Source organism: Achromobacter arsenitoxydans SY8, from assembly GCF_000236785.1.
GTDB classification, from domain to species: Bacteria; Pseudomonadota; Gammaproteobacteria; order Burkholderiales; family Burkholderiaceae_B; genus Achromobacter; species Achromobacter arsenitoxydans.
Genome location: NZ_AGUF01000056.1, coordinates 62617 through 75645 on the forward strand (window position 1 = coordinate 62617; position 13029 = coordinate 75645).

13 protein-coding genes are annotated in these 13029 nt (G+C 67.7%); 5 read left to right on the forward strand and 8 right to left on the reverse strand.

What is annotated here, in order from left to right; genetic code table 11:
• Nucleotides 1-20 precede the first annotated feature (20 nt).
• Complete coding sequence (locus tag KYC_RS17605) at nt 21-1121, reverse strand: transglutaminase-like domain-containing protein (protein ID WP_008164799.1); 1101 nt, start codon at nt 1119-1121, stop codon at nt 21-23.
• Nucleotides 1122-1260: 139 nt separating this feature from the next.
• Here KYC_RS17605 and selD point away from each other — a divergent pair, with 139 nt between their 5' ends.
• Nucleotides 1261-2322 carry a selenide, water dikinase SelD gene (gene selD, locus KYC_RS17610; protein WP_008164800.1) on the forward strand — a complete coding sequence of 354 codons (1062 nt, stop codon included), beginning with the start codon at nt 1261-1263 and terminating at the stop codon, nt 2320-2322.
• Nucleotides 2323-2342: 20 nt separating this feature from the next.
• Here selD and KYC_RS17615 read toward each other — a convergent pair whose 3' ends face one another.
• On the reverse strand, nt 2343-3260 hold the full coding sequence (locus KYC_RS17615) for a LysR substrate-binding domain-containing protein (RefSeq protein WP_008164801.1): 918 nt from the start codon (nt 3258-3260) through the stop codon (nt 2343-2345).
• 171 nt (nt 3261-3431) lie between these two features.
• Here KYC_RS17615 and KYC_RS17620 point away from each other — a divergent pair, with 171 nt between their 5' ends.
• Genes KYC_RS17620 through KYC_RS29685 form a run of 3 tightly spaced genes read left to right on the forward strand, consistent with a single transcriptional unit; the run spans nt 3432 to nt 4570 of the window.
• Nucleotides 3432-3662: a DUF2917 domain-containing protein gene (locus tag KYC_RS17620; protein WP_008164802.1), complete on the forward strand. Its 231-nt coding sequence runs from the start codon at nt 3432-3434 to the stop codon at nt 3660-3662.
• A gap of 43 nt (nt 3663-3705) precedes the next feature.
• Nucleotides 3706-4356, forward strand: coding sequence for a 2-hydroxychromene-2-carboxylate isomerase (locus KYC_RS17625; protein WP_008164803.1), 651 nt, complete (start codon nt 3706-3708; stop codon nt 4354-4356).
• Nucleotides 4357-4399: 43 nt separating this feature from the next.
• Nucleotides 4400-4570 carry a hypothetical protein gene (locus KYC_RS29685; RefSeq protein WP_008164805.1) on the forward strand — a complete coding sequence of 57 codons (171 nt, stop codon included), beginning with the start codon at nt 4400-4402 and terminating at the stop codon, nt 4568-4570.
• A gap of 37 nt (nt 4571-4607) precedes the next feature.
• Here KYC_RS29685 and KYC_RS17630 read toward each other — a convergent pair whose 3' ends face one another.
• Together KYC_RS17630 and adh are read right to left on the reverse strand one after the other, a co-directional pair.
• Nucleotides 4608-4985 carry a DUF779 domain-containing protein gene (locus KYC_RS17630; protein ID WP_008164806.1) on the reverse strand — a complete coding sequence of 126 codons (378 nt, stop codon included), beginning with the start codon at nt 4983-4985 and terminating at the stop codon, nt 4608-4610.
• Between the two features lie 61 nt (nt 4986-5046).
• The gene (adh, locus tag KYC_RS17635) at nt 5047-6576 is read right to left on the reverse strand and encodes an aldehyde dehydrogenase (protein WP_008164807.1); all 1530 of its coding nucleotides are present in this window, start codon (nt 6574-6576) and stop codon (nt 5047-5049) included.
• A 293-nt stretch (nt 6577-6869) separates the two neighbouring features.
• Between adh and KYC_RS17640 the strand changes: the two genes are divergently transcribed.
• A complete protein-coding gene (locus KYC_RS17640) occupies nt 6870-8744 on the forward strand; it encodes a sigma-54-dependent Fis family transcriptional regulator (protein ID WP_008164808.1) in 1875 nt (624 codons plus the stop codon).
• 73 nt (nt 8745-8817) lie between these two features.
• Here the strand turns inward: KYC_RS17640 and trpC are convergent, their stop codons facing one another.
• The 4 genes from trpC to trpE form a co-directional block, all read right to left on the reverse strand.
• Complete coding sequence (gene trpC / locus KYC_RS17645) at nt 8818-9606, reverse strand: indole-3-glycerol phosphate synthase TrpC (RefSeq protein WP_008164809.1); 789 nt, start codon at nt 9604-9606, stop codon at nt 8818-8820.
• Nucleotides 9603-10634, reverse strand: coding sequence for an anthranilate phosphoribosyltransferase (gene trpD, locus KYC_RS17650; RefSeq protein ID WP_008164810.1), 1032 nt, complete (start codon nt 10632-10634; stop codon nt 9603-9605). The genes trpC and trpD overlap by 4 nt, the downstream gene beginning before the upstream one ends.
• A 12-nt stretch (nt 10635-10646) precedes the next feature.
• On the reverse strand, nt 10647-11213 hold the full coding sequence (locus KYC_RS17655; RefSeq protein ID WP_008164812.1) for an aminodeoxychorismate/anthranilate synthase component II: 567 nt from the start codon (nt 11211-11213) through the stop codon (nt 10647-10649).
• Nucleotides 11214-11275: 62 nt separating this feature from the next.
• Complete coding sequence (gene trpE / locus KYC_RS17660) at nt 11276-12796, reverse strand: anthranilate synthase component I (RefSeq protein WP_008164813.1); 1521 nt, start codon at nt 12794-12796, stop codon at nt 11276-11278.
• Between the last annotated feature and the right edge of the window lie 233 nt (nt 12797-13029).

Genomic DNA, 13029 nt, shown 5'->3' on the forward strand with positions numbered 1-13029 from the left:
GTGTCCCTGCGCGGATGGGTTCAGATGGCGATGGGTTTGGCTGCGATGGTGTAGCTGAAGCCGTCGGGGTCCAGGCTGTCCAGGCGGCCGTCCGCGGTTTCGCCGTTGGGGTACATCAGGAAGGGCACGGGATCGTGCGCGGACCCGGGCAGGGCGACGTCGTGGCCGTGGTTGTAGGCGACCCAGTTCATTTCCCACGCGCCGAACAGCATGACGCGCGCGGCGCGCACCTTGGCGTCGGTCAGGGGCAATTCGCCGGGCGGCTCTTCCAGCATGACCTTGCGCACGTCGGCAGGGTCCACCGGAACCCAGCCGTAGCCCGCCGCGTAGAACTCGGCGCGGCAGTGCTGGGCGCGGGTGACGTCGCCAGCCTTGCCCAGGCTCTTGTAGCCCAGTTCGGAGTTGGCGACGCGCAGGCCGTAGGCGTCGCGCGCCGGAATGCCGGCCGCGCGCGCCAGCGCCACGAACAGCGCATTGATGTCGGCGCACTTGCCGTTCAGGTCGTTGGCGGTGAGCATGTAGCGCACATCGCCGACGCCGCAGCCGCGGGTAGACGCGGTTCGACAGGTTTTTTCCACGACCCAGTCGTAGATGGCCCGGGCGCGCGCCAGGTCGCCCTGATGGCCGCGCGTGATCTGGTCAGCGGTGGTCTTGACGATGCCGTCGGTGGGCAGCAGCGCGGTGGGCTTGATGAACTCGCGCAGCGCGGCGGGGCTTTCGCGTCCGGCGTCGGCGGGCGGCGGCTGCGTCAGGTCCACGCGGCGGTTGCGGGTCTGGAAGCGGCTGGTGATCGTGACGCTGCGCGGCGCCTGCGCGTCGGGCCATTGCACCGCCAGCATCTGCACGTCGTAGCCAGGCGCCTGCGTCAGTTGCGCAGTGCCGCCGCCGCTGACCTGCCAGGTGTTCTGGACGCCGCGCTGGTAGGTCGTGTCGGTGGCGTAGGGCACGGGCAGCCAGAGGCGGGTGTGGGCGCCGGGGTCCTTGACGTTGACGGTGGTGGTCAGTTCGAAGCCGCGCCACGCGGTGGTGACGGGGGTCTGCTGGGCGCGCGCAACTTGAGGCAGCGCGGCAGTGGCGGCGCACAGGGCGCCTGAGAAACGGAGAAAGTGTCGGCGATCCATATAGCCCCCACGCACGGTGAAGTTTGGCTGTCGGTGCGCCCGTGGCCGGGCGGCCGTCCGTTGCTGCATGCTGCGGTTCATCATAGGGCCAATCGCGGGGGCGGTGCTATCCTTTTTCCACTGACTCACGGAGACTGAGATGACCCAGGATGTCGCGTCCGCGGCCGTGCCGCGCTTGACCTCGCTTTCCCATGGCGGCGGCTGTGGCTGCAAGATAGCGCCCGGCGTGCTGTCGGCGCTGCTGGCCCGATTCGGGCCGGCGGCCAGTTATCCGAACCTGATGGTGGGCACGGAAACGGCCGACGATGCGGCGGTGTACCGGCTGAACGACGAGCAGGCGCTCATCGCCACCACGGACTTCTTCATGCCGATCGTGGACGACCCATTCGACTTCGGCCGCATCGCGGCGACCAACGCGCTGTCGGACGTGTACGCGATGGGCGGAACGCCCATCATGGCGCTGGCCATCGTCGGCATGCCCATCAATGTGCTGCCGCACAGCGTCATCGCCGAGATCCTGCGGGGCGGCGAATCGGTCTGCGCGGATGCGGGCATTCCGGTGGCCGGCGGACACAGCATCGACTCCGTCGAGCCCATTTACGGGCTGGCGGCGATGGGGCTGGTCCATCCGGCCAAGGTCAAGCGCAATGCGGACGCGCGCGCGGGCGACGTCCTGATCCTGGGCAAGGGCCTGGGCGTGGGCATTCTGTCGGCGGCGCTGAAGAAGAACCGGCTGGACGCGGACGGCTACCGCGTGATGATCGACACGACAACGCGCCTGAACCGGCCGGGGCCCGCGCTGGCCGCACTGGACGGCGTGCACGCCATCACCGACGTGACGGGCTTCGGCCTGCTGGGCCATGCGCTGGAGATGGCGCGCGGCGCGAAGTTGACGGCCCGCCTGCGGCTGGACGCGCTGCCCTGGCTGCCGGGCGTGCAGGCCTTCGCCGCGGATGGCGTGATCACGGGCGCATCGGGCCGCAACTGGGCCTCGTATGGCGAGTCCGTGCGCCTGGGGGCGGACGTGTCCGATACGCAGCGCGCATTGCTGACCGATCCGCAGACTTCCGGCGGCCTGCTGGTGTCGTGCGCGCCGGAGGCGGCCGACGCGGTGCTGAAAATCTTCCACGGCCAAGGCTTCGGCCAGGCCGTGGTGATCGGCGAGATGACTACGGGCGAGGCGCAGGTGCGGGTGGACTGAACCGCCTCGCGGATTGCGCGTCAGGCGGTCAGGTCGCGCGCCGTGCCGGCCGCCTGCTCCACCAGCCATTGCGTGACCACGTCCGCGTCGGGCGTGCTGCGGCGCGCGTTGCGCACCAGCCAGTAGGCGTGTTCGGTGGCGCTGGCCTCCTGGCTGCCGGCGATGGCCAGCCGCTTGTCCGCCAGCATGGGTGCGATCAGCGCCAGCCTGCCCAGCGCGATGCCGTGGCCCGCCAGCGCGGCGTGCACGATCTGGTCGTACTGATTAAAGCGCAGCATGCCTTTGGCGCGCACGCGGCCCAGTCCCCGCGCGTTCAGCCATTCCGACCATTGCAGCCACGGCCGCGTGGGGTCGTCGAATTCCAGCAGCACGTGGCGCTGCAATTCGCGCGCGTCCAACGCGCGTACTTTGAGCGACGGATGCGCGACCGGCACCACCGATTCCCCGAACAGCCACACCGCCCCGTCCGGCACGGTGTCGCGCTCGCTGTAGCGGATGGCGATGTCGACGGCTTCGCGGTCGATATCAATGAGTCGGTTGTCGGCGGCCACGCGCACGTCGATGTCTGGATGGGCGGCCTGGAAATCCCCCAGCCGCGGCAGCAGCCACAACGAAGCCACGCCAATGGTGGTGGTGACGGTGACGGGCGTGCGCCGCTCCGGGGCGCGCAACTGTTCGGTCAGGTCGCCCAGCTGGCTTAGCCAGACGTCGGCCATGCGGAAAAGCTGCGCGCCTTCCGACGTGAAGGTCACGCTGCGAAAGCCCCGCACCAGCAGCGGCACGCCCAGGTGCGCCTCCAGCGCCCGGATCTGGCGGCTGACGGCGGATTGCGTGACGTGCAGGTCCTGCGCGGCCAGGGTGATGCTCATGCGGCGGCCGACGGCGACGAAGCCTCGGACGAGATCAAGCGGCGGAAGTTTCGCGAGCGGATATGGCATTCGTAAAACTCATGCGAGTAGGGCGGAAAAGTCGCTTGAGCAATAGTACGCCGAGGCGTCCAATATGACTCAGACGTTGGGTGAAGGGGGCGTTAATCCCCGTCATCCTCTGCGATAGCCGCTGCCGCGGCCGGGAGGTACGCCATGATCCAGTTATGTTGCACTGCGGGAATGTCATTCCGTCTGGCCGGCGGTTCGACTATGCTGCTCAAGCGCGCTTCGGGCGTCCGCATCGTGTGTCACGCCGGCGCCTTGTGGATATCCGAATACCGCCGCTTGGACGACAGCGTGCTGCACGCGGGCGAATCCCTGACCGTAGGCAGCAATCGCGACGTCGTCCTCAGCGGCCTGCCGGATGCGCAGGTCGCGCTACTTTCCCAGGGCGGCGCGGCTCGTTGTTGATGCCGTTACGCCCTGATCCCGCAGGCCATCCGGAGTTCCAGCCATGACCGCGTCCTTGCCCGATACGTCCAGCATCGAAATGTGGTTCGATTTCGCCAGCCCCTACAGCTACCTGGCGATCGAGCGCATCGACAGCCTTGCGCAGGCGGCCGGCGTGCGGGTCGATCTGCGGCCCTTCCTGCTGGGCCCGATCTTCCAGGCCCAGGGCTGGAACGACACGCCGTTCCGGCTGTTCCCCGGCAAGGGCGCCTACATGATGCGCGATATCGCCCGCCTGGCTGAAAAGTACGGCGTGGTCTACAACCGGCCGCGCCTCTTTCCGCGCATGAGCGTGCTGCCCGCGCGCATCGCGCTGCTGGGCCAGGACGAACCCTGGGGCCGGGACTTCTGCCTGGCGGTGTTCCGCGCCAATTTCCAGCATGACCTGGACATCCAGGCCGAAGACGTCGTCCATGAATTGCTGACGGGCCTGTCGCTGGATGCCGATGCGCTGATTGCGCGCGGCAAGTCCGAGGCCGCCAAGGAAGCGCTGCGCCGCCAGGTGGACCGCGCGCGCAATCTGGGCCTGTTCGGCGCACCCACCTTTTTCGTGGACGGTGAAATGTTCTGGGGCAATGACCGGCTGGAAGACGCGCTGGACTGGACGCGCCGTGCCGCGCCCTCCAGCGCCTGGGCGCCGCGCGCCCGCGCATGAGCTTTCCCGCAACGCAGGTTTTTTCGTCAACGCAAGTTCAGCAATGAAAAACGCAAGCAGCGCCTATCGCGGCGCGCCCATGCCGGGCGGCCGCTCGTTCACGCAATTCCGCGCCGCCCGCATCCGGCGGGTGTCGTTTCAGTGGAAGCAGGCCGACCGCTCCGGGGACACGGACGGCCCGCCCAAGTACGGGAGCCACGGCAAGCGCGGATAAGGGGAAGCGGCGGGCGCCAGCCGCCCGCCGCGGACATTCATCCCTTGGTGACGGGCGCGATGTTCGCCCACTCTTCGTCCGAATACAGCCGGGATCGCAACAGGAAGCGCCTGCCTTCGGCGCTGTCCAGTGAAAAGGCGCCGCCGCGTCCCGGCACGGCGTCAATGACTAGCTGGGTGTGCTCCCAATACGCGAACTGGTCTTCGCCCATGTAGAACGGGCAGCCCTCCAGTTCGCCCAGCAGCACGTCCGAGCCGCCCACCATGAACTCGCCCTGCGGATAGCACATAGGCGAACTGCCGTCGCAGCAGCCTCCCGACTGGTGGAACATCAGCGGGCCGTGCTTGGCCCGCAAGGTATTGATCAGGTGGCGCGCCTCGTCGGTCGCGACCACGCGTGGCGTGTGCTCTGGCATGTACGGATTCCTCGCAGGCGCGCCGGGCGGACCCGGCGCGCGGATTGCCGCAACAGGCGGATCAGAAGAACCCGAGCTTCTTCGGCGAATAGCTCACCAGCAGGTTCTTCGTCTGCTGGTAGTGGTTGAGCATCATCTTGTGGTTTTCGCGTCCGATGCCGGATTGCTTGTAGCCGCCGAACGCCGCATGCGCGGGGTAGGCGTGATAGCAGTTGGTCCACACGCGGCCGGCCTTGATGGCGCGTCCCATCCGGTAGCAGGTGTTCGCGTCGCGCGACCACACGCCCGCGCCCAGCCCGTAGAGCGTGTCGTTGGCCAGCGCCAGCGCGTCGTCGGCGTCCTTGAACGTGGTGACCGCCACCACCGGCCCGAAGATTTCCTCCTGGAAGACGCGCATCTTGTTGTGGCCCTTGAACACCGTGGGCTGCACGTAATAGCCGCCTTCGAGCGCGCCCTGCATCTGCGCGCGCGCGCCGCCGGCCAGCACGTCGGCGCCTTCCTGCTTGCCGATGTCCAGGTAGGACAGGATTTTTTCAAGCTGCTCGGTGGACGCCTGCGCGCCCAGCATGGTGTCGGCGTCCAGCGGGTTGCCCTGCTTGATCTCCGCCACGCGCTTCAGGGCGCGTTCCATGAACTTGTCGTAGAGCGACTCCTGGATCAGCGCGCGGCTGGGGCACGTGCACACTTCACCCTGGTTCAGCGCGAACATGACGAACCCTTCGACGGCCTTGTCGAGGAAGTCGTCGTCTTGAGCTGCCACGTCCGCAAAGAAGATGTTGGGCGACTTGCCGCCCAGCTCCAGCGTCACCGGGATGATGTTCTGCGAGGCGTACTGCATGATCAGGCGCCCGGTGGTGGTTTCACCGGTGAAGGCGATCTTGGCGATGCGCTTGCTGGAAGCGAGCGGCTTGCCGGCTTCCAGGCCGAAGCCGGTCACGACGTTCACCACGCCCGGGGGCAGGATGTCGCCGATCAGTTCCATCAGCAGCAGAATGCCCAGCGGCGTCTGTTCGGCGGGCTTGAGCACCACGCAATTGCCGGCGGCCAGGGCGGGCGCCAGCTTCCACGCCGCCATCAGAATGGGGAAGTTCCACGGGATGATCTGGCCCACCACGCCCAGCGGCTCGTTGAAGTGATACGCCACCGTATCGTGGTCGACCTCGGATAGCGAGCCTTCCTGGCTGCGGATGCACGAGGCGAAGTAGCGGAAGTGGTCGATGGCCAGCGGGATGTCGGCGGCGCGGGCTTCGCGGATGGGCTTGCCGTTGTCCCAGGTTTCCGCCGTGGCCAGGCGTTCCAGGTTGGCTTCCATGACGTCCGCGATCTGCATCAGCATGCGGGCGCGCTCCGCTGCCGGGGTCGAACCCCATTTCGGCGCGGCGCGGTGCGCGGCGTCCAGCGCCAGTTCGATGTCGCGCTCTTTGGAGCGGGCGTTGCGGGTCAGGGTTTGGCCGGTGACGGGAGTGACGTTGTCAAAGTACTCGCCATCCGCGGGCTTCTGCCATTTTCCGTCGATGAAATTGTCGTACTGCGTCTTGAGGTCCAGGCGGGTGCCATAGGTTTCCGGGGTAACGCGGGTCGCGATATCCATCTTTGTCTCCGTATCGTTGTGGTGGCGGCAGTGGGTGCCTGCCCAGCATCAAGCAAACCGCATGCCAGTCGGGGCATCCCGGCTGGACAGCCCGCCGCACGCGTGCGAAAGTAGATTTCCGCGCGCAGGAGAGCTTTGCCGCCGGGCCGCCCCAAGGCAAAGCAGCCCCCTTGGGGGGCAGCTAGCCCGCACAGCGGGCGCGGCGTGGGGGCTTCCCCTCCCCCCCCTGTTGTCGCTTATTGCGACAGCGTCGCGGAACAGGTGTCGCAGAACGCCCGTCCTAGGAGACATGCATGGCCACTCAATCCCGTCGGCACGCGCTGTCGCAGGCGCGCCTGCTATTCAACCAGCAGGGCGCGGTGCCCGGCGGCATCGTCGCCGAACCCATCCTGCGGTCGTGGCGCCGCTGCGCCGACCTGGGTTTCGACATGCGCGGCGTGCGCCGCGCGGAACTCATGACGCAGGGCGAACTGCGCGAGGCCCAGCAGCGCAACGAGGCGCTGCGCCGGATGTCCGAACCCGCCATTTCCTTTCTGCGCCGCCAGGCCGGCGGCAGCGGCAATCTTGTGATCCTGTCCGACGCGCAGGGCCTGGTGCTGGACTCGGACGGCGACGCCGGCTTCGCCCACCGCGCCTCCCGCGTGGCGCTGATGCCGGGCGCACCCTGGGACGAAGCCGCCGCCGGCACGAACGCCATCGGCACCGCGCTGGTCGAAGGCCGGCCCATTGCCGTGCACGGCGCGGAACACTATTTCGAACCCAATCGCATCCTGACCTGCGCAGCCGTTCCCATCACCGACAGCGAGGGCCGCACGCTGGGCGTGCTGGATCTGTCCAGCCAGGCGCGCGACATCCGCCCCGATGTGCTGGCGCTGGTGCGCGAGGCCGTGGACCGCATCGAACACCAGCTGTTCGAGCAGGCCTACGAGCAGTGCGCCGTGCTGCGCCTGCACGCAACCCACGCCGGCCTGGGCGAACCGGGCGAGGCGCTGCTGGCGTTCCAGGGAGACCTGCTGGTGGGCGCGAACCGTCGCGCGCTGCAAGCGCTGGGGCTGGCCGCCACGGCGCTGGGCGTGTACCGCTACGGGGACGTCTTCGACGGCGACATCGAACGCTGCCCCGACGCGGCCGGCCGGGTGCACACGCGGCAGGGCGCGGCATATCACGCGCGGCTGCGCTGGCCGCGCACGCGGGCGCCCAAATCGCCGGCCGTGTCCACGCCGCCGCCGGCTGCCGGCGCAACGCCTGCGGCCGCTTTCAGTTTCGACGCCGGCACCCTGGGCGCATTGGCGCGCGCGGTGCACCTGTCGGATGCGGGCGTGTCGATCTTGCTGCAGGGCGAAACCGGCGTGGGCAAGGAAGTGTTCGCGCGGCAGATGCATGCGCGCGGCAAGCGGGCGTCAGGCCCCTTCGTGGCGGTGAACTGCGCCGCCTTGCCGGAAAGCCTGATCGAATCCGAACTGTTCGGCTACGAAGACGGCGCGTTCACCGGCGCGCGCCGGCAGGGCAGCAAGGGCCTGCTGCGCCAGGCGCATGGCGGCGTGCTGTTCCTGGACGAGATCGGCGACATGCCGCTGTTGCTGCAGTCGCGGCTGTTGCGCGTACTGCAGACGCGCGAGGTCTCGCCGCTGGGCGCGGCCCGGCCCGTGCCGGTGGACTTCACGCTGGTGTGCGCTACGCACCGGCCGCTTGCCCATGAAGGCCCGGATGCGCCCGTGCGCCCGGACCTGTATTTCCGCATTGCCGAATACACCGTCACGCTGGAGCCCCTGCGCGCACGCGCCGACCGGCTGGAACTGCTGCGCGGCCTCTGGACCGCGCAGGGCGCGGGACCGGCGTTGCCGCCGGCCATCGAGGCCGTCCTGGCCGCCTATTCGTGGCCGGGAAATTATCGTCAGCTGGTGTCGGTGCTGCGCACCTTGCATGTGCTGGCGGGGCCCGCCGGCAGAGTGGACGCCGAGATGCTTCCCGCGGAATTGCGCAGCGTGGCAGCCGCCGCGCCGGCGGCAGGCGGCGAGGCCGGCCTGCAGGCCATGACGGACGCCGCGATACGCAATGCCCTGGACGCGCACGGCGGCAGCGTCAGCCGCGCGGCGCGCGCACTGGGCGTGCACCGCAGCACGGTCTACCGCCGCGCCGCGGCGCTGGGCCTGGGCCGGCCGCGCTGACGGCTGCGGGCTTTTTTTGGGCCGGCGGCAGCCGCCCCTGCGGGCGGCGCGCGCGGTTCAGCCGATCAATGCATCAACCGATCAGGCGGGCCAGCTCGGCGCCCGGATCCTTGGCGCGCATAAACGCTTCGCCGACCAGGAAGGCGTCGACCTTGTGGTCGCGCATCAGCTTGACGTCTTCCGGCTTGAGGATGCCGCTTTCGGTCACGACACGCTTGCCCGCGGGAATGCGCGGCAAGAGATCCAGCGTGGTCTGCAAGGTGGTTTCGAACGTGCGCAGGTTGCGGTTGTTGATGCCGAGCAGCGGCGTCTTGAGCGTCAGCGCAACCTCGAGCTCCTGCGCGTCGTGCACTTCCACCAGCACGTCCATGCCCAGTTCGATGGCCAGGGTTTCGTATTCGCGCAACTGAGCGGGCGTGAGCGCGGCCACGATCAGCAGCACGCAGTCCGCGCCCATCGCGCGCGCGGCGATGATCTGGTAGGGATCAATCACGAAGTCCTTGCGCAGCACGGGCAGCGAGCACGCCGCGCGGGCCTGACGCAGGTGGTCGTGCGAGCCCTGGAAGAACTGCACGTCGGTCAGCACCGACAGGCAGGCCGCGCCGTGCACGGCATAGGTGGCCGCAATCTCGGCGGGCGCGAAGGCGTCGCGGATGACGCCCTTGGACGGCGATGCCTTCTTGATTTCAGCGATGACGCCGGCCTTGCCCTGCGAGATCTTGTCTTCGATGGCCTGGGCGAAGCCGCGCACGTCCTGGCGCGCCTGCGCTTCGCGCAGGACTTCGGCTTCGCTGCGCATCTGGCGGGCGGCGGCGACTTCCTCGACCTTGACGGCGAGGATCTTCGCGAGAATATCGTTCATTTCTGGAAAGTCCGGGTATATGCGCAGAATTCTTCCAGCTTGGCTCGCGCCGCGCCGGTGGAAATTAGTTCAAATGCTAGCGCTAAGGCTTCGGGAATGGAATCGGCTTTGTTGCCGGCATAGATGGCAAGCCCGGCGTTGAGGGCGACGATGTCGCGGGCCGCGCCCTCGACATTTTCCAGCGCCTCTATGACAAGCTCGCGCGACTGCTCGCGATTGGACACCTTGATGCTGCGGTTGGACATCATGGATAGCCCGTAGTCCTCGGGATGAATTTCATACTCGCGGACTTTGCCGTCCTTGAGTTCGCCGACCATGGTGGCGCCGCCCAGCGAGGCCTCGTCCATGCCGTCCTTGCCATGCACCACCAGCACATGGCGCGAGCCCAGGCGCTCCAGCACGCGCACCTGGATGCCGACGAGGTCGGGGTGGAACACGCCCATCAGCTGGTTGGCGGCGCCGGCCGGATTCGTCAGCGGACCCAGGATGTTGAAGATGGTGCGCACGGCCAGCTCCTTGCGGACGGCCGCAACGTTCTTCATGGCGCCGTGGTGGGCAGGCGCGAACATGAAGCCGATGCCGGTCTCCTGGATGCACTCGGCCACCTGCTCGGGGCTCAGCGTCAGGTTGGCGCCCAGGGCCTCCAGCACGTCGGCGCTGCCGCTGGACGACGAGGCGCTGCGGTTGCCATGCTTGGCGATGGGCACGCCTGCGGCGGCCGCCACGAACATGGCGGTGGTCGAGATGTTGAACGTGTGGCTGCCGTCGCCGCCCGTGCCGCACATGTCTAGCAGGTCGTTGGGGTTGGGCGTGACCACGGGCGTGGCGAACTCGCGCATGACCTGGGCTGCGGCGGTGATCTCGCCGATGGTTTCTTTCTTGACGCGCAGGCCCATCAGCAGCGCGCTGGCGATCTGCGGCGACATTTCGCCGCGCATCAGCATGCGCATCAGGTGCAGCATTTCGTCGTGGAAAATTTCGCGGTGTTCAATGCAGCGCGTCAGCGCTTCGGTGGGGGAAATAGTCACGATGCGTCCTTCTTAGGCGAGGTTCAGGAAATTGCGCAGCAGGGCGTGGCCATGCTCGCTCAGCACGGATTCGGGGTGGAACTGTACCCCGTAAAGCGGCAGGGTCTTGTGTCGCACCCCCATGATGTCGCCATCCGGGGCCGTGGCGGTGACCGCCAGGCAGTCCGGCAGGGTGGCCGGGTCGATGGTCAGCGAGTTGTAGCGGATGACAGTGTAAGGCGTGGGCAGGCCCTGGAAGATGTCGGTGCCGGTGTGCGAGAGCTGGATGGTCTTGCCATGCATGATCTGCTGCGCGCGCACGATGTCGCCGCCGAAGGCCGCGCCGATTGCCTGGTGGCCCAGGCAGACGCCCAGGATGGGCTTCTTGCCGGCATATGCCTGGATCAGCGGCACCGAGATGCCCGCCTCGGCCGGCGAGCAGGGGCCGGGCGACACGCAGATCTGGTCGGGGTTCAGCGCGGCGACTTCTTCCAGGGTGATCTGGTCGTTGCGGGCCACGCGCACGTCGACGCCAAGTTCGCCGAAGTACTGCACCAGGTTGTAGGTAAAGGAATCGTAGTTGTCGATCATCAACAGCATTTTTTTCTCCTCGGGGCCGTCCTGCGGCCCGGGCGGTAAGCGGGGGGCGGTTGCCGCCGGTCTCAGATGGGTTCGTCCAGGCCGTGCTGCACCTGCTCGGCCGCGCGCAGCACCGCGCGGGCCTTGGCTTCGGTTTCGGCCCATTCGGCTTCGGGATTCGAATCCGCCACGATGCCGGCGGCCGCCTGCACGTAGAGCGTGCCGTCCTTGATCACGCCGGTGCGGATGGCGATGGCCACGTCCATTTCGCCGCCGTAGCTCAGGTAGCCGGCCGCGCCGCCGTAGATGCCGCGGCGCACGGGTTCCAGTTCGTCGATGATCTTCATGGCCTCGACCTTGGGCGCGCCGGTCAGCGTGCCCGCCGGGAACGACGCCCGCAGCACGTCCATGCTGCTCATGCCCGGATTCAGGGTGCCCGTGACGTTGGACACCAGGTGCATTACGTGCGAGTAGCGTTCGATGACCATGGTGTCGCTGACCTTCACGCTGCCCACCTGGGCGACGCGGCCCACGTCATTGCGCGCCAGGTCGATCAGCATGACGTGCTCGGCGATCTCTTTGGGGTCGGCCTTCAGCTCGGCGGCCAGCGCGGCGTCTTCCTCGGGCGTGCCGCCGCGCTTGCGGGTGCCGGCCAGCGGGCGGATGGTGATCTGGGACTTGGGCTCGCCGTTTTCAACGGTGCGCTCCTGGCGCACCAGGATTTCGGGCGATGCGCCCACTACCTGGAAGTCGCCGAAGTTCCAGAAGTACATGTAGGGGGAGGGATTGAGCGACCGCAGGGCGCGGTAGAGGGAGAGGGGGGAGTCGCGGAAGGGCTTGGCGATGACCTGGCCGATCTGCACTTGCATCAGGTCGCCGGCGGCGATGTGTTCCTTGGCGCGCAGGACCGCCGCCAGGTAGTCCTCTTTCTTGAAGTCGCGCCGCTCTTCGGTCTGCATGCTGGCGTGGCTGTAGGGGATTTCCACGGGGCGTCGCAGGCGCGCGCGCAGGTCGGTCAGGCGCTGCTGGGCTCGGCTGTAGGCTTCGGGCTGGCTCGGATCGGCGTAGACCATCAGGTAGATGCGGCCGGCCAGGTTGTCGACGATGACCAATTCGTCCACGTGCATCAGCATCAGGTCAGGCGTGCCGCCTTCCATGCCGGCTGGAAAGGGTTTGACCGCCGGGCCCAGGCAGGGCTCGATGTGGCGCACGGTGTCGTAGCCGAAGTAGCCGGCCAGGCCGCCGCAGAAGCGCGGCATGCCCGGACGCAGCGCCACCTTGAAGCGGCTCTGGTATTGCTCGATGAAGGCCAGCGGATCGCCATCGTGGGTTTCCACGACCTTGCCGTCGTGCAGCACTTCGGTGAGGGTGCCGCTGGCGCGGATCACCGTGCGCGCCGGCAGGCCGATGAACGAATAACGGCCGAAGCGCTCGCCGCCCACCACCGATTCCATCAGGCAGGTCATGCGGCCGGCCAGGGGGCCCGAATGGGCCAGCTTCAGGTAGATGCCCAGCGGCGTGTCCAGGTCGGCGTAGGTCTCGGCGACCAGCGGGATGCGGTTGTAGCCTTGCGCCGCAAGGGCCTTGAATTCGATTTCGGTCATGTCGGGTCTCGTAAGCGGTGTTTGCTTTCGGACCGGGCGCGCAACAAAAAACCCGGTCCAGGTAACTGGTTCCGGGTTTGGCTCTGTTTACACAGTGTCGGCGCTAGGCGGCAAAGTCGCGTCTAGGGCCGGGAAGGGATCATCGCCACCCGGAAGACAAACGCCACCAGCGCCACGAGGCGCCGAGCATTTGGTTCTGGATGGAAACGTTCATTGACGGGTATTCAGTGAAT

Coding starts and splice junctions, on each gene's coding strand:
- KYC_RS17605 (WP_008164799.1), bottom strand. CDS start 1,121: ATGGATCGCCGACACTTTCTCCGTTTCTCAGGCGCCCTGTGCGCCGCC.
- trpC (WP_008164809.1), bottom strand. CDS start 9,606: ATGAACGATATTCTCGCGAAGATCCTCGCCGTCAAGGTCGAGGAAGTC.
- KYC_RS17655 (WP_008164812.1), bottom strand. CDS start 11,213: ATGCTGTTGATGATCGACAACTACGATTCCTTTACCTACAACCTGGTG.
- KYC_RS17640 (WP_008164808.1), top strand. CDS start 6,870: ATGGCCACTCAATCCCGTCGGCACGCGCTGTCGCAGGCGCGCCTGCTA.
- KYC_RS17625 (WP_008164803.1), top strand. CDS start 3,706: ATGACCGCGTCCTTGCCCGATACGTCCAGCATCGAAATGTGGTTCGAT.
- adh (WP_008164807.1), bottom strand. CDS start 6,576: ATGGATATCGCGACCCGCGTTACCCCGGAAACCTATGGCACCCGCCTG.
- KYC_RS17630 (WP_008164806.1), bottom strand. CDS start 4,985: ATGCCAGAGCACACGCCACGCGTGGTCGCGACCGACGAGGCGCGCCAC.
- KYC_RS17620 (WP_008164802.1), top strand. CDS start 3,432: ATGTCATTCCGTCTGGCCGGCGGTTCGACTATGCTGCTCAAGCGCGCT.
- selD (WP_008164800.1), top strand. CDS start 1,261: ATGACCCAGGATGTCGCGTCCGCGGCCGTGCCGCGCTTGACCTCGCTT.
- trpE (WP_008164813.1), bottom strand. CDS start 12,796: ATGACCGAAATCGAATTCAAGGCCCTTGCGGCGCAAGGCTACAACCGC.
- KYC_RS29685 (WP_008164805.1), top strand. CDS start 4,400: ATGAAAAACGCAAGCAGCGCCTATCGCGGCGCGCCCATGCCGGGCGGC.
- KYC_RS17615 (WP_008164801.1), bottom strand. CDS start 3,260: ATGCCATATCCGCTCGCGAAACTTCCGCCGCTTGATCTCGTCCGAGGC.